Annotated in this window: 16 protein-coding genes; 8 read left to right on the top strand and 8 right to left on the bottom strand. The window is 70.1% G+C overall.

Annotation, left to right across the window (positions count from 1 at the left end):
• Position 1: 1 nt before the first annotated feature.
• Positions 2-682 carry a Crp/Fnr family transcriptional regulator gene (locus tag KY572_RS14145; protein ID WP_224243129.1) on the bottom strand — a complete coding sequence of 227 codons (681 nt, stop codon included), beginning with the start codon at positions 680-682 and terminating at the stop codon, positions 2-4.
• Between the two features lie 221 nt (positions 683-903).
• Between KY572_RS14145 and KY572_RS14140 the strand changes: the two genes are divergently transcribed.
• Positions 904-2,277 (top strand): cyclic nucleotide-binding domain-containing protein, encoded by a 1,374-nt coding sequence (locus KY572_RS14140; protein ID WP_224243128.1) that lies wholly within the window; start codon positions 904-906, stop codon positions 2,275-2,277.
• A gap of 6 nt (positions 2,278-2,283) precedes the next feature.
• Here KY572_RS14140 and KY572_RS14135 read toward each other — a convergent pair whose 3' ends face one another.
• Positions 2,284-3,807: a PAS domain-containing sensor histidine kinase gene (locus KY572_RS14135; RefSeq protein WP_224243127.1), complete on the bottom strand. Its 1,524-nt coding sequence runs from the start codon at positions 3,805-3,807 to the stop codon at positions 2,284-2,286.
• 213 nt (positions 3,808-4,020) lie between these two features.
• Here KY572_RS14135 and mfd point away from each other — a divergent pair, with 213 nt between their 5' ends.
• Positions 4,021-7,611, top strand: coding sequence for a transcription-repair coupling factor (mfd, locus tag KY572_RS14130; RefSeq protein WP_407659958.1), 3,591 nt, complete (start codon positions 4,021-4,023; stop codon positions 7,609-7,611).
• Between the two features lie 255 nt (positions 7,612-7,866).
• Positions 7,867-9,576: a DUF5011 domain-containing protein gene (locus KY572_RS14125; RefSeq protein WP_224243126.1), complete on the top strand. Its 1,710-nt coding sequence runs from the start codon at positions 7,867-7,869 to the stop codon at positions 9,574-9,576.
• Between the two features lie 61 nt (positions 9,577-9,637).
• Here KY572_RS14125 and KY572_RS14120 read toward each other — a convergent pair whose 3' ends face one another.
• The 4 genes from KY572_RS14120 to KY572_RS14105 form a co-directional block, all read right to left on the bottom strand.
• On the bottom strand, positions 9,638-10,438 hold the full coding sequence (locus KY572_RS14120) for a hypothetical protein (RefSeq protein ID WP_224243125.1): 801 nt from the start codon (positions 10,436-10,438) through the stop codon (positions 9,638-9,640).
• An 8-nt stretch (positions 10,439-10,446) separates the two neighbouring features.
• Entirely contained in the window at positions 10,447-11,268 is an 822-nt protein-coding gene (locus KY572_RS14115; RefSeq protein ID WP_224243124.1) for a hypothetical protein, read from the bottom strand.
• 138 nt (positions 11,269-11,406) lie between these two features.
• Entirely contained in the window at positions 11,407-11,859 is a 453-nt protein-coding gene (locus KY572_RS14110; RefSeq protein ID WP_224243123.1) for a DUF6896 domain-containing protein, read from the bottom strand.
• A 203-nt stretch (positions 11,860-12,062) separates the two neighbouring features.
• On the bottom strand, positions 12,063-13,079 hold the full coding sequence (locus KY572_RS14105; protein WP_224243122.1) for a peptidyl-prolyl cis-trans isomerase: 1,017 nt from the start codon (positions 13,077-13,079) through the stop codon (positions 12,063-12,065).
• Positions 13,080-13,257: 178 nt separating this feature from the next.
• Here KY572_RS14105 and KY572_RS14100 point away from each other — a divergent pair, with 178 nt between their 5' ends.
• Together KY572_RS14100 and KY572_RS14095 are read left to right on the top strand one after the other, a co-directional pair.
• A complete protein-coding gene (locus KY572_RS14100; protein WP_224243121.1) occupies positions 13,258-15,408 on the top strand; it encodes a cation:proton antiporter domain-containing protein in 2,151 nt (716 codons plus the stop codon).
• 10 nt (positions 15,409-15,418) lie between these two features.
• Positions 15,419-16,237: a helix-turn-helix domain-containing protein gene (locus KY572_RS14095; RefSeq protein ID WP_224243120.1), complete on the top strand. Its 819-nt coding sequence runs from the start codon at positions 15,419-15,421 to the stop codon at positions 16,235-16,237.
• A gap of 4 nt (positions 16,238-16,241) precedes the next feature.
• Here the strand turns inward: KY572_RS14095 and KY572_RS14090 are convergent, their stop codons facing one another.
• Both KY572_RS14090 and argE read right to left on the bottom strand, forming a co-directional pair.
• Positions 16,242-16,847: a hypothetical protein gene (locus KY572_RS14090; protein WP_224243119.1), complete on the bottom strand. Its 606-nt coding sequence runs from the start codon at positions 16,845-16,847 to the stop codon at positions 16,242-16,244.
• Between the two features lie 226 nt (positions 16,848-17,073).
• On the bottom strand, positions 17,074-18,210 hold the full coding sequence (gene argE / locus KY572_RS14085; RefSeq protein WP_224243118.1) for an acetylornithine deacetylase: 1,137 nt from the start codon (positions 18,208-18,210) through the stop codon (positions 17,074-17,076).
• Between the two features lie 201 nt (positions 18,211-18,411).
• Here argE and KY572_RS14080 point away from each other — a divergent pair, with 201 nt between their 5' ends.
• The 3 genes from KY572_RS14080 to KY572_RS14070 are packed head-to-tail and all read left to right on the top strand — an operon-like array spanning position 18,412 to position 20,740.
• Positions 18,412-19,254, top strand: coding sequence for an enoyl-CoA hydratase-related protein (locus tag KY572_RS14080; protein ID WP_224243117.1), 843 nt, complete (start codon positions 18,412-18,414; stop codon positions 19,252-19,254).
• Positions 19,251-19,922, top strand: a complete 672-nt coding sequence (locus tag KY572_RS14075; RefSeq protein WP_224243116.1) for a TetR/AcrR family transcriptional regulator — start codon at positions 19,251-19,253, stop codon at positions 19,920-19,922. Before KY572_RS14080 ends, KY572_RS14075 begins: the two co-directional genes overlap by 4 nt.
• On the top strand, positions 19,919-20,740 hold the full coding sequence (locus tag KY572_RS14070; protein ID WP_224243115.1) for an SDR family oxidoreductase: 822 nt from the start codon (positions 19,919-19,921) through the stop codon (positions 20,738-20,740). Before KY572_RS14075 ends, KY572_RS14070 begins: the two co-directional genes overlap by 4 nt.
• Positions 20,741-20,756: the final 16 nt, after the last annotated feature.

Genomic DNA, 20,756 nt, shown 5'->3' with positions numbered 1-20,756 from the left:
CTCACTCGGCTTCCTGGCCGAGCCGCTCGGGCTTGACCAGGGTGATCTGCCCTCCCTCGTAGGAGAGCAGACCCTCGCGGACATAGAAGCGCAGCCACTTGTTGGTGCTCTCCCGGGTGAGGCCGCACAGGTTGGCCAGCTCCGTCTGGGTCAGCTTCTGGGCGATGACCACGCCCTCGGCGCCGGGGCGGCCCTGGTTCTCGGCCAGCTCGAGCAGCACCCGCACCAGGCGCGTGCGCGCATCCAGGAACGTCGTGTCATGCACCAGCTGGGTGACGCGCCGGACGAGGCGGCTCAGCGCGGACAGCAGCCGCATGGCCACCTGGGGGCGCGCCTCCAGGAACTTCCGGAAGTCCTCCCGCTGGAGGCTCAGCAGGTCCACCTCCTCCCGGGCCACCGCGTCCGTCGAGCGGGGCTCGTCATCCAGGAGCGCCAGCTCGCCAAAGACGTCCCCGCGGTCCAGCAGCGCCAGGATGACCTCCTTGCCGTCCTCGGAGCTCAGGCGGATGTTCACCTGGCCCTTGCGGAGGATGAAGAGCGCGGTGCCCACGTCCCCCTGATGGAAGATGACCTCTCCCTTGGCGTAGCGCCGGGAGCGCAGCAGGGTGGACAGGTGCTCGAGCTCCTCGGACTGCAGGTTCTCGAAGATGGAGATGTTGGACAGAAGCTGTGCGTACGACATGGCTTCACTTCCTCCGTGCGGCCCCGACTGGCGCAATCGTGGGTTGGAGAATAAGCGTCGCCCCCCGAGGAATGAACGATCCCGACGCCAGGAAATGATGGCCTCCACCGCGCCTGGAGCACTGTGCGCGGGCTCACGCTTCAGCTGTGAAGTGCCTCACAGCGGCGTTCGGCCGGCGGTTCTACGGTAGCGCCATCAACCCTCGCTCCGTGGAGACGCACATGTCCCTCCCACTCCGTCACCCGTTCGCTGCCTCGCAGGTCTCCCACTCCGAGCGCGCCTCCAGGCCAGCCGCTCGCCGGGACTCCTCCCCCGAGGAGGAGCTCGCCACCACCGCCTTGCTGCGGCGCGCCAAGGACAAGGCGACGTCGCTGCTCGCCCAGGGAGAGCTGGAGGAGGCGCTGGAGCTGTTCCAGGCGGTGGCCCGGGCGACGCCCACCGAGCCCGTGTGGCGGCAGAAGGTCGCCGAGATCCTCCAGCGGCTGGGGCTCACCTCGCAGGCCATCGCCGAGTACGAGGCGGTGGCGGAGACGTGGGCCCGGACGGGGTGGCTGCTGCGCGCCATCGCGGTGTGCAAGGTCATCCTCCAGCTGGACCCGAGGCACACCCGGACCCAGGCGCTGCTGGCGAGCCTCCACGCCCGGCGCGAGCACCCCCGAGGCCTGCCGGGGCTCCAGGAGCGGCCCACGACCACTCCGCCGGGCCTCAAGCGCGCCCGGAGCGCTCGGGAGTCCACCTCCCGCTCGGCCGGCGGCGAGCCGATGGCCCCCATCCCCTTCTTCTCCTCGCTCGGGCGCGAGGTGTTCCTGGAGGTGCTCGCGGGCGTGGAGCGGCACCTGCACGCGCAGGGCACCTTCATCGTCCGGGAGGGCACCCCGGGCAGCTCCATGTTCATCATCGTGGAGGGCGAGGTGAGCGTGGTGCGCAAGAGCCGGGACGGCCAGCCCGTCACCGTGGCGACGCTGGGCGAGGGCGAGCTCTTCGGAGAGATGGCGCTGCTGCACGAGGGGCCCCGGCTCTCCAGCGTGGTGACCACGAAGGACACGGTGCTGCTGGAGTTCTCCCGCGAGCGCATGCGGGCCATCTCCGAGCGCTACCCGCAGCTGGCGGAGGTGCTCCAGCGGCTGTACGAGGAGCGGCTGCTGGCCAACGTGCTGCGCAGCAACCCGCTCTTCGCCGGCTGGCCCGAGTCCCTGCGCAAGACGGTGGCGGCCGCGTTCACGCCCGTCTCCGTCAAGCCGGGCGAGGAGCTCGTCGCGCGCGGGGAGACCGGCCACGCCCTCTACCTGCTGCTGCGCGGCCGCTGCGCCGTCTTCCACCAGCACGTGGACGGCCACGAGACGCCCTACCCGGACCTGGCCGAGGGGGACGTGTTCGGCGAGGTCTCCCTGCTGCGCAGCAGGCTGGCCACCGCCTCGGTGCGCGCGAAGACGTCGTGCCTGCTGCTCAAGCTGGAGCGGGTGGTGCTCGACCAGCTCCTGCCGCACCACCCGATGCTCCACAAGGAGCTGCAGCGGCTGAGCGCCGAGCGCATGCTGCGCACCACCATGCTGCTCAGCGGCCACCCCATCCACCTGGGCGACACGCGCGTCTGAGCCAGCCTACGCGCACCTCTCGCCTGGCGGCTCGAGCTGGGAGGCGGAGTCCTCCACCGTGCCGCTCGGCGCCGGCACCGAGCGCGGGAGCAGGACGATGAAGCGGGTGCCCTCCTCGCACGTCGAGGAGACCTCCACGCTGCCGCCGTGGGCCTGGATGATCTGCGAGACGATGTACAGCCCCAGCCCCAGCCCGCCGCTCCGGGTGGGCTTGCTCCCCGAGCTCTCGGAGCGGTGGAAGGGCTCGAAGAGGCGGGCGCGCAGGGCGGGCGGGATGGGCGCCCCCGCGTTGTGCACCTCGACGCGCTGCAGCGACTCCAGCCCCTCCAGGCGCACGCTCACCGGCGTGCCGTTCGGGCTGTGCTGGAGCGCATTGGCCACCAGGTTGGAGAGCACCTGCGCCATCCGCTCCTCGTCCCAGAAGCCGCGACAGTTTCCGAGCACCTCCAGCCGGATGCCCCGGTCCGGGTGGACCAGCTCCAGCTCGGAGATGACGCGGCGGCACACGTCATCCAGGGCGACCTCCCGGGGGCGCAGGGGAATGCCCCCGGCCATGCGCGCCCGCGTGAAGTCCAGCAGCTGCTTCACCAGCCGGGCCATCCGCTCGGCGCTCGAGTCGATGCGCTGCGCCACGCGCCGCACATCTGGAGTCAGCGAGTTCCGCGCGAGCAGGGCCGCGGCGGAGAGCCGGATGGCGGCCAGCGGGTTGCCCAGATCGTGCCCCAGCACGCCGATGAAGCGCTCGCGGAAGAGCCCCTCCTGCGCCCGCTCCTCCTCCTGCCGGCGGCGCGCGGTGATGTCCCGGCTGATGCCAAACAGGCCATACGCCGCTCCGTCCGGCTGACGGAGCACGCCCTTGATGGACTGCCAGATGCAACCGAAGCCGGGCCCTCCATCCGCGTCCTCATAGGTGGCCGTCTCTCCGGAGTCGAACACGGCCCGATCATGCGCCACCGTGGCGGCGGCGGCCTCCGGGCCCATCAGCTCCCCGTCCGTGCGCCCCAGGAGCTCCGAGGCGGGACGGCCAAAAGCTCGCGCCGCCGCGGTGTTGAGCAGCACATAGCGCCCGGCGAGATCCTTCACGAAGACGGCATCCGTGGTGCTCTCGATGACGGCGTGGAGCAGATCCCTGTCCCGGCGCAGGGAGCCCTCGGCGGCGGCGCGCTGGGTGAAGTCTTCCAGGAAGAGGATGAGTCCTCCCTGGGCCGGAGCAAGCCGTGCCTGAAGCCAGACAAGGCCCTTTGGCGTCGTCCGGCCCAAGCGCTCCATCTCTGGCACCTGACGCTCCACCACGCGAACACAGGTATTGAAAAGGCTGCACTCGGCCACCCAGGGCGCCTCATCCAGCAGCCTCTGGCCGACGCAGGGGAGCAATCCCAGCACCCCCTGCCGCTCCCGGCCGGGCGAGGTGTCCAGGCACTCGAAGTCGACGATGCGCCCCTCCTGCGAGCGCAAGGCTCTCAGGCGCACCCAGACATCCGCGGGCGGCGTCTCACCATAGATCGATAGTGGTTCGCTCCAGGATCGCATCGATACGCCTCGAGAGGCGGCCCCCCACCTCGCCTGCCAGCCTAGCGTCCCTCGATTTCCCACCGGAAACCACCTGCCCTTCGGGGCAACGAGCGATGGTGGCTGGCCGACACAAAGGGAATGGTCAACGTTTGATGGCGTCACCCTCCGGGTACGCGGTCTTCGTTGACCCGCCCCGGGCCGGCTCTTATGACGCAGAGCTTCAAGGCCACGATGGATACTCCCTTCGGTCAGAGACTCGGTGTGGAAGCGTTGCGCGGTGCCCCTCCCATGGTGGGAGACCCCTTCGCGCACGTCCTGGAGCGCCTCCAGCCCGGACGCCGCGTGCGGACCCAGGGCATCCAGGGAGCCGCGCGCGGCTATGTGCTCGCCCGCCTCTCGCGCAGCCTCCAGGCGCCGCTCGTCTGCGTGGCGGTGGACGAGGAGGCAGCCGACGCCCTGGCCTCCGACCTGGCCTTCTTCCTGGGCGGCAGCGGCACCGCGCTGGAGCCCCAGGTGCTGCGCCTGCCCGCGGACGAGGTGCTGCCCTATGACGAGCTGTCCCCGGAGCCGACCGCCATCAGCGAGCGGCTGGGAGCCCTCTTCCACCTGAGCCAGGGCTCGCGCTTCCCGGCGCTGGTCATCTCCATGCGGGCGCTGCTGCGCAAGGTGCTGCCCCCGCCGATGATGCGGGAGCTGTCGGCGCTCATCTCCGTGGGCCAGGACTTCGACCGGGACTCGCTGGCGCGCAAGCTCGCCTCCATGGGCTACCAGAACAGCCCGTTGGTGGAGGACCCGGGGACGTTCTCCGTGCGCGGCGGCATCCTGGATGTCTTCAGCCCGCTCTACGAGCGCCCCGTCCGGCTCGAGTTCTTCGGAGACACCATCGAGTCCATCCGCGTCTTCGACCCGGACAGCCAGCGCACCGTGGACTCGCTCAAGCAGGTGTACCTGGTGCCCGCGCGCGAGGCGATGCTCACCGAGCTGACGCGTCCGCGCGCCGAGGCCGCCGCCCGCGCCGTGGCCGACCGCATCAACCTGCCCACCATCAAGCTGCGCGAGCGGCTGGACGCCCTGCGCGAGGGCCTGCCCGGCTTCGGCCTGGAGGGCCTGCTGCCCGGCTTCTTCGAGGGCGGGCTGGGGACCCTCTTCGACTACCTGCGCCTGTGGGCGAAGGACCCGCTCTTCTACTTCGATGACCCGGTGGGCCTGGACCGCGCCGCCAGTGACTTGTGGGCGGAGCTGGAGCGCTCCTTCCAGGCCGCGGACGAGCGGCAGGACCTCACCTTCCCGCCGCCGGAGCACTTCCTCACGCGAGCGCAGGCCGAGGCACAGCTCGCCAGCGCGCGGGTGCTGGAGGGCGGCGGTCTGGCGCTCAGCCCGACAGAGCAGCAGCCTCCGGTGGTGTTCTCCTTCGGCACGACGCAGGACCTGCGCGAGGCCATCCTGGCGCACCACGGCGAGGAGGGAGCGCTCACCCCGCTGGTGGAGCGGCTGCAGCGCTGGCGGGACATGCGCGTGGCGTGCGCCATCGCCTGCGGCACGCTGAGCCAGGCGGACCGGCTCAAGCGCCTGCTGCTGGACCGCAACGTGATGGTCCGCATCCACGAGGAGCCGCTGGGGGACGTGCTCAAGCTGTACGAGCCCTCCGTCCACGCCCACCTCTTCACCGGCGAGGTGAGCCACGGCTTCGTGGATGGCGCCGGTGGGCTGGCGCTGCTCACGGACGAGGAGATCTTCGGCGTCCGGGCCCGGCGCCGCGTGCGCCGCTCCAAGAAGATGGAGGCCTTCGGCGCGGGCTTCGGCGACCTGAAGGAAGGCGACCTCATCGTCCACAGCGACTTCGGCATCGGCCGCTACGCGGGCCTGACGAAGATGGAGGTGGTGCGAGGCGTGCCGGGAGACTTCCTGGTGCTGGAGTACGCCGGGAGGGACAAGATCTACCTGCCCGTGAGCCGCATGCGGCTCATCCAGAAGTTCACGGGCGGAGACCCGACGAAGGTCCAGCTCGACAAGCTGGGCACGCCGGGCTGGGAGAAGACGAAGAAGCGCGTCAAGGAGCAGCTGCTCAAGATGGCGGCGGAGCTGTTGCAGATCGCCGCCGCGCGCAAGGCGCACCCGGGCCATGCCTTCTCCGCGCCGGACCGCTACTTCTCCCAGTTCGAGGCGGACTTCGAGTTCGAGGAGACGCCGGACCAGGCCAAGGCCATCGAGGACGTGCTGGCGGACATGCAGAAGCCCGAGCCGATGGATCGGCTGGTCTGCGGCGACGTGGGCTACGGCAAGACGGAGGTGGCCATGCGCGCCGCCTTCAAGGCCACGCTGGACCGCAAGCAGGTGGCGGTGCTGGTGCCCACCACCGTGCTGGCCCAGCAGCACTTCCTGTCCTTCAAGAAGCGCTTCAAGGACTACCCCGTCACGGTGGAGGTCATCTCCGGGATGAAGAAGCCTCCCGAGGTGCGGGAGATCCTCAAGCGGGCCAAGGAGGGCAAGGTCGACATCCTCATCGGCACGCACAAGCTGCTGGCCGGGGACGTGGCCTTCAAGGACCTGGGGCTGCTCGTGGTGGACGAGGAGCAGCGCTTCGGCGTGAAGCAGAAGGAGCAGATCAAGCGGCTGCGCACGCAGGTGGACGTGCTCACGCTGACGGCCACGCCCATTCCCCGCACGCTGCACATGTCCATGTCCGGCGTGCGGGACATGAGCATCATCGCCACGCCGCCGCAGGACCGGCGCGCCATCCGCACCTTCGTGATGAAGTTCGACCCGCCCGTCATCAAGGAGGCCATCGAGCGCGAGGTGGCTCGCGGCGGGCAGGTGTTCTTCGTCCACAACCGGGTGCAGTCCATCGCGTCGATGGAGAAGTTCCTCCGGGAGCTGGTGCCCAACGTCACCGTCGGCGTGGCGCACGGACAGATGGGCGAGGGCCAGCTCGAGAAGGTGATGCTGGAGTTCACCGAGAAGAAGTACCAGGTGCTCCTGTGCACCTCGATCATCGAGAGCGGCATCGACATCTCCAGCGCCAACACGATGATCGTCAACCGGGCGGACGCCTTCGGCCTGGCGCAGCTCTACCAGCTGCGAGGGCGCGTGGGCCGCTCCAGGGAGCGCGCGTACGCGTACCTGCTGGTGCCCGCGCGGCGGGCGGTCACGCGGGACGCGCAGCGGCGCCTGGAGGTGCTCCAGAACTTCACCGAGCTGGGCGCGGGCTTCTCCATCGCCAGTCATGACCTGGAGATCCGCGGCGCCGGCAACCTGCTGGGCGAGAAGCAGTCCGGAGCCATCGCGGAGATCGGCTTCGACATGTACGCGCAGCTGCTCGAGGAGGCCGTGGCGGAGCTGCAGGGCCAGGAGCCGCGCACGCAGATCGAGCCGGAGCTCACCCTCCCCCTGGCGGCGCTCATCCCGGACGACTACGTGCCGGACGTGCACCAGCGGCTCGTCTTCTACAAGCGCTTCGCCCAGGCCAGCCACCCGGACGAGGTGACGGACCTGCGCGCCGAGCTGGTGGACCGCTACGGCGAGGCGCCCGACGAGGTGGACAACCTCTCGGAGCTGACGCTGCTGAAGATAGACATGCGCGACCTGCGGCTGCGCGCGCTGGAGTCCGGCGCGGGCCGGCTGGTGGTGACGCTGGGCGCGGACGCGCTGCTGGACGGGCCCAAGGTGGCCATGCTGGTGCAGCGCTCCAAGGGCGTCTACCGGCTCACCCCTGACATGAAGCTCATCGCGAAGATCCCCGAGACCACCAAGGGCCAGGCCCTGGTCGTCGAGGCCAAGAAGGTTCTGAGGGATCTCCACACCTGCGCGCAGCCACAGGCGTGAGCATGCTCTCGTCCCGCCGCGTCATTCCGAGCCAGGGTGGGACACCACCTTGCCTGTATGGAGATGAGAGCGAAAGCTGAGAGTCAATCTGGCTTTCAACGCCAATGACTCTCAAAAACCGGTGCTTCATACTCTTCATGGGCAGCATGCCCTTCGCTCGCGTCGGGCGAGCGAACCCTCATGACAGCGATGAAGACCATGACACCTCTCGTGAACAGCACCCGGCTGTCTCTCGCCGTAGCGTTATGCACCCTGTTGAGCACCCTCTCGGCGTGCGGTCCCACGGCTCCAGTCGAGCCGGATGCCACGGGCGCTTCGACCAGCGCCCTCACCACCTCTCCTGAGCTCAGCATCCCGCTCTTCCACCCGCTCGCCAGCATGGACCAGGTGGAGCCCGTCCTCGCGGCCGGCAATGGTGTCTACCTCGTGGCCTGGAAGGAGCACATCGGTGGCACCCTCCAGCTCGTGGCCGCACGGGTGCGGGCGTCCGACGGGGCCATGCTGGATGCCGCCCCCCTCGTCATCGACACGCCGCACCCCACCTTTGGGCGCTTGACGGGTCCCTCGGTCGCCTTCGATGGAACCCACTTCCTGGTGGTCTACGGCAAGCTGTCTCCCAGCAACTACCACCATAACGAAGACATCATGGCCAAGAGGGTGAGGGCCACGGATGGAGCGGTGGTCGACAGCAGCCCCATCTACATCAGCTCCATCCCCAGCTCCTACGACACCGTCCGCCCCACGGTGGTCTTCAATGGCAGCTACTATCTGGTCCTCTGGGAGACCCTGATGATTCCCTCGGGCTGGTCACTCTATGGGGCCTATGTGAGGCCCTCGGGCCAGGTCCTCCCCAACTCGAACTTCCAGGTGACTCCGAATGCATCCAACGCGCAGCTGACCTTGGGCTCCGGGACCAACTCCCTCGCCGCATGGTCGGAGGGGCCGCAGGGGAAGATCAGCGTGGGGTGGTTCTTCGCGGACGCGCCCCTGGTGATCCGGACCTTCACCGTCACCGAGTCGGGAGGCTGGAACCCGGCGATTGCCTACGATGGCACCACCTTCCTCGTGGTGTGGAGCGAGGCCGGTGGCGTCGTGAAGGCCCGGCGGGTGAGGCTGACGCAGGTGCAGGGACAGCCCTTCAGCGACACGGCCTTCACCGTGGGCGAGGGCGCCACCTCGCCGGCCGTCGTGAGCGCTGACTCGCAGAGCTTCCGCGTCACCTTCCACGCCATGCGCAACGGGGTGGCCCAGCTCGTCAGCACGCGCGTGCTCCCCGATGGAACGGTGGCACCCGGCGCGGAGCAGACGCTGGCGACCACCCCGAGCACGGAGCGCCCCGCGTTCGCGTCCCTGGGACCGGCCCAGAAGCTGGTGGCCTACAAGCAGTACAGCTCGGAGTCGATGTACTCCCGCATCAAGGTGCGCCTCGTCTCGGACGTGCAGGATGAGCTGTGCACCACGGGGCAGCCCTCCCTGCAGCTCAACGGCGCCTCGACGCAGCTCGTGGAGTGCGGCTCGGGTCCGTATGTGGACCTGGGCGCCCAGGCGTTCAACGGCTGCGGCTTCCCGATGCCCGTGACGGCCTACAACACGGGCAAGGACGCCTCCGGCCCCGGCCCGAACACGGCCGCGGAGGGCAGCTACTTCGTCTCGTACGCGGCCTGGGATGGCTCGGGCTCCGTCAACGCCACCCGGACCGTGCAGGTGAAGGATCGGACGGCCCCGACACTGACGCTCAAGGGCCCGGCCTTCTCCACGCACACGTGCGGCAGCCAGTGGGTGGACCCCGGCGTGGAGGCAAAGGACACGTGCTACGGCAACGTCACGGCCCAGGTGTGGCACACCGGTGAGGTGAATGGCTGGGCGGAGGGCACCTATACGGTGACCTACTCGCTGACCGACACGGGCGGCAACAGCGCCACCCCCATCACGCGCACCGTCGAGGTCGTCGACTGCCCCTGGTAGCTCGGCGCCTCCGGGGCGGGAGCCCTGGAGCCCTCGGAGGGTATCCAGGAGCCCCTCGGGCCTACTTCTGACGCTTGCGCTTCGGTGGGTGCGGAGCGGAGCGATGGCGCGGAGCGGGCTTGGAGTGCTTGGGGGGAGCGGGCTTGCGCTTGCGCGGGTGAGCCCCCTTCCCCGAGCCTCGCGCCGGAGCACGCGGGTGCTTGCCGCGCGCGAGCAGACGCTGGCGGTGCCGCAAGGCCTGCTGCCCCCGGAGGACGAGGATCCCCACCATGGCGCCCAGCCCCCCCATCAACACCAGGTAGCCCAGCGCCAGCACCTGCGCCGAGGTGTCGATGGCGCCGCGACTCCAGCAGCTCGCGATGCGATCCGGATCCAGGGAGATGTCCTTGAAGCACTCCGCATCCGACGCCGATCCACATGGAGTGCACTCCCCGAGGTCCGTACCGTTGCAGGGGCACTGCTCCGATCTCGCGCCCATGCCTCGGACGAAGACCGCCGGGCCTTCCCCCGTCCGGATGAGCACGACCGCCTTCTGGTACAGGAAGACGAAGGCCAGGAGCGCCACCAGCAAGCCGAGCCCGAGCCGGGAGAACATCCGCCGGAGCCACCGCTGGCGCAGGTGCTCCTCTCCATAGAACTGGACGGCTGTCGCCATGCCTCCCATCAGGAGCGACGCCAGGGGAATCACCCAGTAGCGCAGACTCTCCGGGTAGAGCAACAGCAGCGCCTTGAAGCCGGGAATCCCCACGCCTCCCAGCAGCGGAGCCAGGCCGAGGGCAACGCCCACGCCCAGCCCCAGCATCTTGTTCAGCCAGTGCCGCGCGATGCGGGGAGGAGCTGGAATATGGACATGGCTTCGCATGGGCGCCCCTACGGGGACTGACAGAGAGAGGATTCCTGCGAGGACGCGGACTGCATGGTGCAGGTCACCGACACGCTCTGCGCCTGCGGAGTCACCAGATCGAGCGCCGGGAGGAGGGCGGGCTTGTAGCCGGCCCTCTTCAGCTCCAGGAAATAGAGCCCTCGGTAGATGCTCATCGACTGATCCGTCGCGATGCCCGCCTTGAAGGTGCCCTTGGTTCCACTGGCGCCATGCTTCAGGAGGATCTCGGCCTTGACCGGGCGGCTCTGGATGGAGAGGGTGATGCGGGAGGTGGGCATGCCCTTCAAGGCGCCGAGCACCTTGCCCAGCTTGCCCTGGGCCTCGCGAACCTCCGGCGTGGAGAGGACCTGCTTGTCCCCGTAGCAGGAGGGAATGGACCGGGGCGCCGGAAGCTGGGGGAACTTCTCCTCGACATAGGCACGCATCCCCTGGAGCTCCGGTGTCGGGAAGGACTGTTCCAGCTCCCCCTTCACCCCCGAGAAGGCCTGTTGAACCGCCTGGGCGTCATACACCTCGCTGCATTTCGGCGGAGGCGCGACGGGGGGCGGTGACGGCTGGGTGGATGCATAGGTCGAGTGAGCCTTCGGTCCCGGCCCGGCCGCCTTCGGGTTCTCGGGGAACCAGGGCGCGCTAGCGGCTTGCGGCTCCGCCGGAGGACTCAGGGGCTCGAGCGACTTGAAGGTCTCCTCGAACGACTTCTCGATCTGCTGGAACTTCGCGGCGAGGGGCTGCTCCTTCGCGGGCTGCGCGAAGACAAGCGCCGGCAGGAGCCACGGCACGAGCTTCGACCAATGCGTCCACTGTCCCATGGCGCCTCTGGGTGACGGGGTTCCCGGGAAGGGAGCAACCGACATGCCAGCCACCGGCCAGGGAGGTGAGGCCGAGCGCTCACGCAGGGTTTGCACGGCGCCCCTGCCCGCCGCAGGATTTGCGGAACCCGAGCGGGCTCAGTTCGTCGGAGCCAGCCGCCACAGCTTCTCGCTCGAGCGATCCCGCTCGACGAGACCCAGCTTCTCCAGCTCCACCAGCCACTGCTCCACGGAGCGCTCGTCATCCGTGGGGAAGTCCCGGGCTCCCACCCGGACGAAGCCCACGTTGAGCGACTCCAGGTACAGCATCAGGCGCCAGGAGTCGAACAGCTCCGGCGTCCCCACGCCCCGGTGCACATCCACCATCCGCCGCGAGTCCTGCCCCTGGAAGTCCACGCCCACCCCATGGCGGTGGAAGCTCCAGCTCTCGCCCCGGACGAAGATCTCCCCATGGCGCGGCAGGCGCCGCGAGGCCCACGGATCCAGCCCCTCGGGGTGGAAGCGCAGCCAGGCCTTCACCAGCTCGGCCTGAAGCGAGACGAACTGTCGCAGCAGCACCAGGCACCCTGCCGCGGATCTACCTTCAGCCACGGCACGCTCCTCCACTCGGCGAGCAGTGAAAGTGGGACCTCTCTGGATGGGAGACGGAGCGCCACCGCCCGACCTGGATGCCGCGGGGCAGCCCCTCCCCGACGCTCTGCGTCGGAGATCACCCACTGTACGCAACCCAGGGGGGCCTGAAAAGGACACGACGGGTTGGAGCGCTCCCGTGTTCCAGAAGGCTCGAGCGTCCGTCAGCGGCTCGGCGCCGGCGAGGGGAGGAAGCCGGGCACCGGGCCCGAGGATGCCGCCTGCGGCGCCTGGAGATCCACCTGGAGCTTCTGGAGCGCCGCCTCATCCGTCTTGAAGTTCGCCCGCTCCTGGAGCTCCTCGGTGAACTTCGCCACGCGCGCGTCCCTGCGCTCGCGGGCCATGCGCGAGCGCAGCACGGTGCTGACGGCGTCCAGGGTCTGGTTCTTCTCGGGCCGCAGGTCCGTGAGCTTGAGCAGGTGGAAGCCCAGCTCGGACTCCACCACGGGCGCCAGCTCTCCGGGCTGCTTCAGCTGGCTGGCGGCGGTCGCCACGGGCGCTCCCAGCCGCGCCTTCAGCTCGTCGGGCGTCACCAGGTGGGTGTCCGCCTCGGCGGGCTTCGCGGCCGGGTTGCCCGAGGCCTCGACGATCAGCGCATCGAAGGCATCGAAGTCCAGCGGCTGGAGCTTGCTGGCCTTCTGGTGCAGGGCCTGAGCGAGCTTCTTCTTCGCGGCGCGCTCGGGCCCGTCCTTGGGCGCGGGCACCAGCAGGTGCGAGTAGCGCGCGCGGGCCGGCTGGACGAACTCGGCCTTGTGCGACTCGTAGTAGGCGGCGAGCTCCTCCTGGGAGATGGGCGGCGCCTTCTCGTCGAACTCCTTGAAGAGCAGCCGCTGCACCATGGCGCGCTTCATCGCCTCCCGCACCTCCGGATCATTCTCCAGCCCCCGGCGCCGCGCCTCGGTGACGAAGAGCTCGAAGCGCGCCAGCCCCTGCGCGTACTCGCGGCGCTGCTCCAGCGACTCGATGCGGGTGCGCGCCGCCGGGTTCATCTGCGAGATGTAGCCCTGCAGCTGCTCCAGGGTGACGGCGCCCCCCTCGAAGGTGACCACCGGCGTGCCCTTCGCGGCGGCCGAGGAGCCGGAGCCGGACGCTGCGGACGTCGAGCCCTGCCCGCCCTTGTCACAGCCGGCGAGCAGGAGGAGCGAGACGGTGGACACGGACAGCAAGTGGGAGAGGCGCATAGGGAGGCCGATTCGCTAGCACCCTCCCGCCGCGAGCGGCAAGACACGGCTTCACGGCGTGTGGACCAGGCCTCTCGCCAGCCAGGCGGACAGAGGACACGGCCCCGGTCCCCTGGGTTGACGCATCGCGCATCCGGTTGATAAGGACCTACTTATCACCCGGGCCCATGGAGACCTCATGCACAGTTTCGCGCAAAGCCCGCTCACGCTGCTCATCGTCCAGCTCATCGTCATCATTGGCGTCTCCCGGCTGATCGGAAAGGGGGCGCGCTGGCTGGGACAGCCCCTGGTCATCGCGGAGGTGGTCGCGGGCATCCTGCTGGGGCCGTCCCTGCTGGGGTGGCTGGCTCCGCAGGCCATGGAGACGCTCTTCCCCCAGAGCTCCATGGGCATCCTGAAGATGCTGAGCCAGGTGGGGCTCATCCTCTTCATGTTCCTCATCGGCCTGGAGCTGGACCCGAAGCTGCTCAAGGGTCGGGGCCACGCCTCGGTGGCCATCAGCCACACGAGCATCGTCGTGCCGTTCGCGCTGGGCGCTGGCGCCGCGGCGCTGTGGCTCTACCGCATCCTCGCCGAGCCCGGGGTGTCGTTCACCTCGTTCGTCCTCTTCATGGGCGTGGCGATGAGCATCACCGCCTTCCCGGTGCTCGCGCGCATCCTCACCGAGCGCCGCCTGCTCCAGTCCCGGGTGGGCGCCATCGCCATCACCTGCGCGGCGGTGGATGACGTGACGGGCTGGTGCCTGCTGGCCTTCGTGGTGTCCATCGTCCGGGCCTCGGACGTGACGCACGCGGCGTGGACGACGCTCTTCACGATGCTCTACATCGCCTTCATGCTGTTCGCCGTCCGCCCCTTCCTGGCGAGGCTGGGGGCGCGCGTGGCCAGCCGTGAGGGGCTCACCCAGAACGTCGTCGCCGCCACCCTGGTGCTGCTGCTGGCCTCCAGCTGGGCCACCGAGTTCATCGGCATCCACGCCCTGTTCGGGGCCTTCATGCTCGGCGCCATCATCCCCAAGGAGGGCGGGCTGGCCGAGTCGCTCGCGGAGAAGCTCGAGGACGTGGCCGTGGTGCTGCTGCTGCCCGTCTTCTTCGCCTACAGCGGCCTGCGCACCCAGGTGGGCCTGCTCAACAGCGCCGACTCCTGGCTCATCTGCGGCGCCATCATCCTGCTGGCCTGCCTGGGCAAGTTCGGCGGCAGCGCCGTGGCCGCGCGGCTGACGGGCATGCGCTGGCGCGAGGCCGGCGCCGTGGGAGTCCTGATGAACACCCGCGGCCTGATGGAGCTCATCGTGCTCAACATCGGCCTGGACCTGGGCGTCATCTCTCCCAAGCTCTTCACCATGATGGTGGTGATGGCGCTGGTGACGACGTTCCTCACCACCCCGCTGCTGCGCTGGATCTACCCCGCCGAGCAGATGGCGCGTGATCGGCTGGTGCCGGCCGCCGGCGCGCCCGTGGCCGCCGTCCCCTCCTTCAGCCTGATGATGTGCGTCTCGCACGGGAACACGGGCCCGGGGATGGTGACGCTCGCCAACGCCCTCATGGGCGTGGAGAGGGACACCTCCCACCTCTACGCGCTGCACCTCATCCCCTCGTCGGAGCGAGCCTCCTTCCACCTGCGGCACGAGGCACAGCCGCCCAGCGAGTCCGCGCTGGCGCCGCTGATGGAGCGCGCCGGCAAGCTGAGCCTCCCGGTGCGGCCCCTGTCCTTCGTCTCGACCGACCCGGGCACGGACATCTGCCGCACCGCCGAGGCCAAGCAGGCGAGCCTCATCCTCCTGGGCTGGCACAAGCCGCTGCTGAGCCAGACGGTGCTCGGCGGCACCGTCCACGAGGTGATGCAGGAGGCCCGGACCGACGTCGCGGTCCTCGTCGACCGGGGGCTGTCGAGCGTGCGGCGGGTGCTGGTCCCCTTCATGGGGGGCTCGCACGACCGCGCGGCGCTGGCGCTGGCCCGCCGACTCCTGAAGCACGCGGACGCGGAGGTGACGGTGCTCCACGTCACCTCGCCCGACCACAAGAAGCGGGCGAGCGCCCAGGTGGAGGAGCTGTTCCCGGAGGCGGGGCGGCAGGTCTCCTTCAAGGTCGTTCAGCACGAGACGCCGGAGGAGGCCGCGCTGGAGGAGGCGGCGCGAGGCTACGATCTCATCGTCGTCGGAGCGGGCCAGGAGTGGGGCCTGGAGGACCGGCGCTGGGGCCTGCACCGCGAGCGCATCATCCAGGAGTCCCCCGTGTCGCTGCTCGTGGTGCGTCGCCCGGCTCCCATCGTGGAGCAGGTCCCCGTGACGGAGGAGGAGGGCCTGCGGACCACCGACGGCACGGTGGCCTGAGAGGCGGCGTATGCACCTGGGAGCAACCATCCGGCTCTTGCGCGTCGACGCGGGCCTGTCACTACGAGACCTGGCCCGGCGCATCGGCGTGTCCAGCGCCTACCTGAGCCGCGTGGAGCATGGGCTGGATGCCGTCCCCACGCCCGAGCGGCTCGCGGCCATCGCGCGCGAGCTGGACGTGCCCCCCACGCTGCTGATGGACGTGGCGCACCGGGTGAACCCCTTCGTGGCCAGCTACCTGGAGCAGGTGCCCGGCGCCGGGACGCTCTTCCTGGACATCGCGCGCAGGCGGCTCTCCAGCAGCCAGCTGGCGCGGGTGCGCGACTTCCTGGATGAGGAGTTCCCGGCGCGGGGCGCCTCCCGCGAGGAGTCCGCGCCGGCCCTGGCGCCGCTGCTCACCCCCGAGCGCGTCATCCTCAAGCTGTCCTGCGCGGCCATGGAGGATGCGCGAGACATGGCCATCGGACGCATCTGCGGCGCCACCCCGGGGGTGCCAGCGGCCCGGCTCGCCGAGGAGCTGGCGCGGCGCGAGGCCGAGGCCTCCTCCGCGGTGGGCAATGGCGTGGCGGTTCCCCACGCCATCATCGAGGGGCTGACGCCGATGGCCGCCCTGGTGACGCTGGGCAAGCCGCTGCGCCACGACACACCCGACGGACAGCCGCTGCGCCTGCTCATCGTCCTGGTGGGCGGAGACCGGGGCCGGGCCCGGCTCATGCGCCTGGCCCACGTGGCGCGCCTGGCCAGCCACGGCCTCGCCACCCGGCTGCAGGACGCCCAGCATCCCCGCGAGGTGCTCACGCACCTGGAGGAGCTGGAGGCCCTGCGCTGAGCGCCTACCGCCGGTTCCAGCCGCTGCCGCCGTAGCCCCGGGCCTGCCCGCGCAACTGCTCCCACTGCACGCGGGCCTGCTGCGCCTGCTGGGCCTTCGAGTCCGCCTCGCGCCGGGCCTCCGTGGTCTTGCGCTGGGCGTCGTTGATGGCCGCCTGCAGATCCCTCTCGGAGATGTCCTGCACCCGGATGTCTCCGTGCTCCTTCAGGGCCACGTAGCGGGCCATGGCGAGCTCGGCCTCCGCCACCTCGAGCTCACGCTCGCGGAGCACCTTCTGTGCCCGCCACGCATCCACGTTCTGCTTGCGCCAGCCCACATGGGCCCGAGCGGCCGCGAGGTCCACCTCGGCCGCGCGGATCTGCGCCTGGGCCTGATCGATGGAACTCCGCTGTCCGGTGACCTGAGCCGCCTCGAGCGTGGCCTTCTCCGCGTCCATGCGGTGCTTGGCCGCTTCCACGTTGCGACGCGCCACGTCCAGCGCCCGCTCCGCGTCGCCAATCGACACGTCCGCGCGCATCACCGCGTCCGCCGCCTGGTGCCGGGCGGCCTGGGCCTGCCGCACGTCTCCGAGGTTCTCCTCGGGGACCCGGGCGATCCAGGAGTCCTCCACTTCGGTTCGATGTCCCGCGCAGCCTCCCAGGACCAGCAGAGACGTCCCGAGCACTGCCACCAGTGCATGCCGCCTTCTCAAATGAGCCATGGGCCTTCCCTCCACGTTGCCTAGCGCACACGGTAGGCACGGGGCACCGGAGCGGCAGGCATTCCACGGCTCGCGCTGGAGGCGGAGGGCAGCCCTGCCCAGCAGGCAGGCAGCCAGGGACGGCTGACGCCGGGGCTCAGCTTCCGCAGAAGCGGGTGATGGCGCGCGAGAGCGCCGCCTCGCAGCGCACGAGATCATCGATGGGCACGTACTCGCCTGTCTGGTGGGCGATCCGGATGTCTCCCGGGCCGAACACCACCGCCTCCGCGCCCAGCGCCGTGAGCTGCGGGGCCTCCGTGCCGAAGGACACCGTCTCGGGCGCGTTCCCCGTGGCCTCGGCCAGGAAGCGCACCACCTCCGCGTCCGGCCGCGTGCTCACGCCCTGATCCGTCCGCAGCACGCGGATGTGTGCCTCGTAGGCCGGCTCGTCCTTCACCAGCTCCTGGCGGATGGACTCCATCAGCTCCACCACCCGCCGCGGCGACTGGCCGGGGATGGGGCGCCACTCCACGGTGAAGCGGCACACGCCCGGCAGGATGTTCTTCGCCTTGCCGCCGGAGATGAGCCCCACGTTCACCGTGGTGAAGGGCGGCTCGAAGCTCTCGTCCCGCTCCTCGCGCAGCACCGTGAGCGCCACCTGCTCCAGCCGCTGCAGGAAGCGCCCGGCCCGGAAGATGGCCGAGGCCCCGGTGTCCGGATACGCGCTGTGCCCCTCCTTGCCCCGCACCTCCACCTCGCCCAGGCAGTAGCCCTTGTTGGCTCGCACTGGCACCAGGCGCGTGGGCTCTCCCACGATGGCGTGGCGCGCGCGCCCCTTCCCCGCCTCCACCAGCTTCTTGGCGCCCACCAGACCAACCTCCTCGTCCGCGGTGAGCACCACCATCAGCGGGGCCTTCAGCTGCTCGGCCCGCGTGGCAGCATGCAGCGCGCAGGCGATGAAGCCCTTGGTGTCGCACGCGCCGCGCCCGTAGAGCCGCCCGTCCCGCTCCGTCAGCCGCAGCGCATCCGTCCACGCCGCGTCATACGGTACACAGTCCGAGTGCCCCACCAGCGCCAGCGCCGCGCGCCCCTCGCTGCCGCCCTTCACCGCCACCAGGTTCACCTTCTCCACGCCCGCGTCATCCATATAGCGCTGGCGCTCGGCCACGAAGCCCGCGGCCTCCAGCCGCGCCTGCGCATAGTCGATGAGCGGCGCGTTGGGCCGCACCGAGGTGGTGTCCAGCGCGACCAATTCCGTCAGCGTGGTGCGCAGCGCGGGCAGCGTGTCATTCACGAGTACAGCCTCCGAGCCAGCTCAGGGAAGGCGCGACCCGAACCATCGGTTCGCGGGAGGTTGACCGTCTCGCACCCCGAGCTTCCAGTCCACTCCCGCATGACGCACCGCGGCCTCTAAGCTCACTCCTTCACCGAGCAGGAGCCACTATTGACAGTCTGCCAACAAGCTCCCATTATCCATCCCACAGGAACCTCACTCATGAGCTACCAGCACATCCGGTCATCGGTCGCGGACCGGGTCGCAACCCTGGAGTTGCACCGTCCCGAAGCGCGGAACGGCTTCACGATCACCATGGCGGATGAGCTGGACGAAGCGCTCAAGGCCGCCGACGCGAACGAAGAGGTGCGCGTGGTCGTGCTGACCGGTGCCGGCAGGGACTTCTGCGTGGGTGCGGACCTGAGCGGCCAGTCGTTCGAGGCGGCGCGCACCGAGCTGCCCGAGGGCGGCTGGGTCGAGCCGGCGACGCGTGTCACCCGCCGGATGTTCGCGCTCCGAAAGCCCATCATCGCCGCCGTCCGAGGCGCCGCGGTGGGCGTGGGCTCGACGATGATCCTCCCCGCCGACTTCCGCCTGGCCGCCAGGGACAGCCGCTTCGGCTTCGTCTTCAGCCGCCGCGGCATCTACCCGGAGGCCGGCTCGAGCTGGTTCCTGCCGCGCATCGTCGGCATGGGACGCGCGATGGACTGGATGGTGAGTGGCCGGCTGATTCCGGCGGAGGAGGCGCTCGGCGCGGGCCTGCTCAAGTCGCTCCACGAGCCCGACGCGCTCCTGGACGCCGCCTATGCGCTCGCGCGCGAGCTGGTCGAGAACACCGCGCCGGTGTCCGTGGCCGTCATCCGTCAGGCGCTCTACCGGATGAGCGCGCTGCCGTCACCCGAGCCCGCCTTCGAGCTGGACAGCCAGCTCATCGCGACCCTGGGCCAGAACGCGGACGCGGTGGAGGGCGTGATGTCCTTCCTGCAGAAGCGGCCCGCGAAGTTCACCCGGACGGTGGAGCGGGACCTGCCCCCGTTCCTGCCCTGGCGGGAGCAGCAGCGATGAGCCAGAACGCCGCCCCACGCTGGAAGAGGCTCGAGCCGGACGAGCGCAGGGAGCAGATCCTCAAGTGCGCCATGCGGCTGTTCGGCGAGCGCCCCTACGCGGAGGTCTCCACGACGGACATCGCCAAGGAGGCGGGTGTCGCGCGAGGCCTGCTCAACCACTACTTCGGGCAGAAACGGGACCTCTATCTGAAGGTCGTGAAGAGGATGCTGCGCATGCCCGGCCTCGAGGAGAGCGTGCCCATGACTGGAACCCTACGAGAGCGGGTGGAGCGCAGCGTCGCGTGGTACCTGGACACCGTGGCGGTCCACGGAAAGACCTACGTGGCCGTCACCGGCCCGGGGGGCATCGGCGCGGATCCCGAGGTCGAGCGCATCCTCTCGGAGGCGGATGACGTCGCCGCCGCGAAGACGCTGGAGTTCCTCGGGCTCAAGGTCGAGGTCGGCAGCGACGTGCGGCACCGCGCGATGATGCGCTCCTACGGCGGCCTGGTGAAGGCCACCATCCGCGAGTGGATCCGCAGCGGAACGCTCTCGCGAGAGGACGCGCACCTGCTCCTCAGCGAGTCGCTCATCACCATCGTCCGCGACGTCTTCCCGCAGCTGGCTCAGCAGCCTCCACCCGCGCGCGGTGACTCCCGGCCGCCCCGGTCGGGGCCCAAGCGATGAGGCCGCTCGAGGGACGCACGCTGCTGATGTCCGGAGGCAGCCGCGGCATCGGGCTGGCGATCGGCATCGCCGCGGGACGGCTGGGCGCCAACGTCGCGCTCCTGGCGAAGACGGACACGCCGGATCCCCGGCTCCCGGGCACGGTGCACACGGCGGCCGCGGAGATCGAGGCCGCGGGAGGCAAGGCGCTCGCGGTGGTCGGCGACGTGCGCGAAGAGGCGGACGTGCGGCGGGCCGTGGATGAGACCGTGAAGCGCTTCGGCGGCATCGACTTCTGCGTCAACAACGCCAGCGCCCTCGCGCCGCTCAAGACCGAAGAGCTGCCGGTGAAGCGCTTCGACCTGATGCAGCAGATCCAGCTCCGGGGCACGTTCCTGCTGACGCGCACCTCGCTCCCGCACCTGCGCCGCTCCCCTCACCCGCACATCCTCTCGCTCTCGCCCCCCGTCAACCTGGCGCCTCACTGGATGGGGCAGCACCCGGCCTACACCATGGCCAAGTACGGGATGACGCTGCTCACGCTCGGCTGGGCCGCGGAGCTGGCCGAGGCCGGCATCGCCGCGAACGCGCTCTGGCCCCGGACGCTCATCGCCACCGCCGCCGTGAAGAACCTGCTCGGGGGCGACACGTCGATGCAGCGGGCCCGCTCGCCGGAGATCATGGCGGATGCGGCCGTGGCCATCCTCCGGCGCTCGCCGCGCGACTGCACCGGGCACACCTTCATCGACGAGGAAGTCCTCCGCGCCGAGGGCGTCACCGACTTCAGCCGCTACGGGGGCGGCCCCGACGTCCTGCTCGATCTCTACGTCGATCCCTGAAGTGAACGCAGACAGA

Origin of the sequence: Hyalangium gracile (genome assembly GCF_020103725.1) — a bacterium.
Classification (GTDB): domain Bacteria; phylum Myxococcota; class Myxococcia; order Myxococcales; family Myxococcaceae; genus Hyalangium; species Hyalangium gracile.
The sequence above is the reverse complement of the archived record's forward strand: the minus strand, read 5'-3'. Positions and strand labels throughout refer to the sequence as shown.

Coding starts and splice junctions, on each gene's coding strand:
- KY572_RS14075 (WP_224243116.1), top strand. CDS start 19,251: ATGAGCCAGAACGCCGCCCCACGCTGGAAGAGGCTCGAGCCGGACGAG.
- KY572_RS14080 (WP_224243117.1), top strand. CDS start 18,412: ATGAGCTACCAGCACATCCGGTCATCGGTCGCGGACCGGGTCGCAACC.
- mfd (WP_407659958.1), top strand. CDS start 4,021: ATGGATACTCCCTTCGGTCAGAGACTCGGTGTGGAAGCGTTGCGCGGT.
- KY572_RS14120 (WP_224243125.1), bottom strand. CDS start 10,438: ATGCGAAGCCATGTCCATATTCCAGCTCCTCCCCGCATCGCGCGGCAC.
- KY572_RS14135 (WP_224243127.1), bottom strand. CDS start 3,807: ATGCGATCCTGGAGCGAACCACTATCGATCTATGGTGAGACGCCGCCC.
- KY572_RS14145 (WP_224243129.1), bottom strand. CDS start 682: ATGTCGTACGCACAGCTTCTGTCCAACATCTCCATCTTCGAGAACCTG.
- KY572_RS14095 (WP_224243120.1), top strand. CDS start 15,419: ATGCACCTGGGAGCAACCATCCGGCTCTTGCGCGTCGACGCGGGCCTG.
- KY572_RS14115 (WP_224243124.1), bottom strand. CDS start 11,268: ATGGGACAGTGGACGCATTGGTCGAAGCTCGTGCCGTGGCTCCTGCCG.
- KY572_RS14100 (WP_224243121.1), top strand. CDS start 13,258: ATGCACAGTTTCGCGCAAAGCCCGCTCACGCTGCTCATCGTCCAGCTC.
- KY572_RS14140 (WP_224243128.1), top strand. CDS start 904: ATGTCCCTCCCACTCCGTCACCCGTTCGCTGCCTCGCAGGTCTCCCAC.
- KY572_RS14070 (WP_224243115.1), top strand. CDS start 19,919: ATGAGGCCGCTCGAGGGACGCACGCTGCTGATGTCCGGAGGCAGCCGC.
- KY572_RS14105 (WP_224243122.1), bottom strand. CDS start 13,079: ATGCGCCTCTCCCACTTGCTGTCCGTGTCCACCGTCTCGCTCCTCCTG.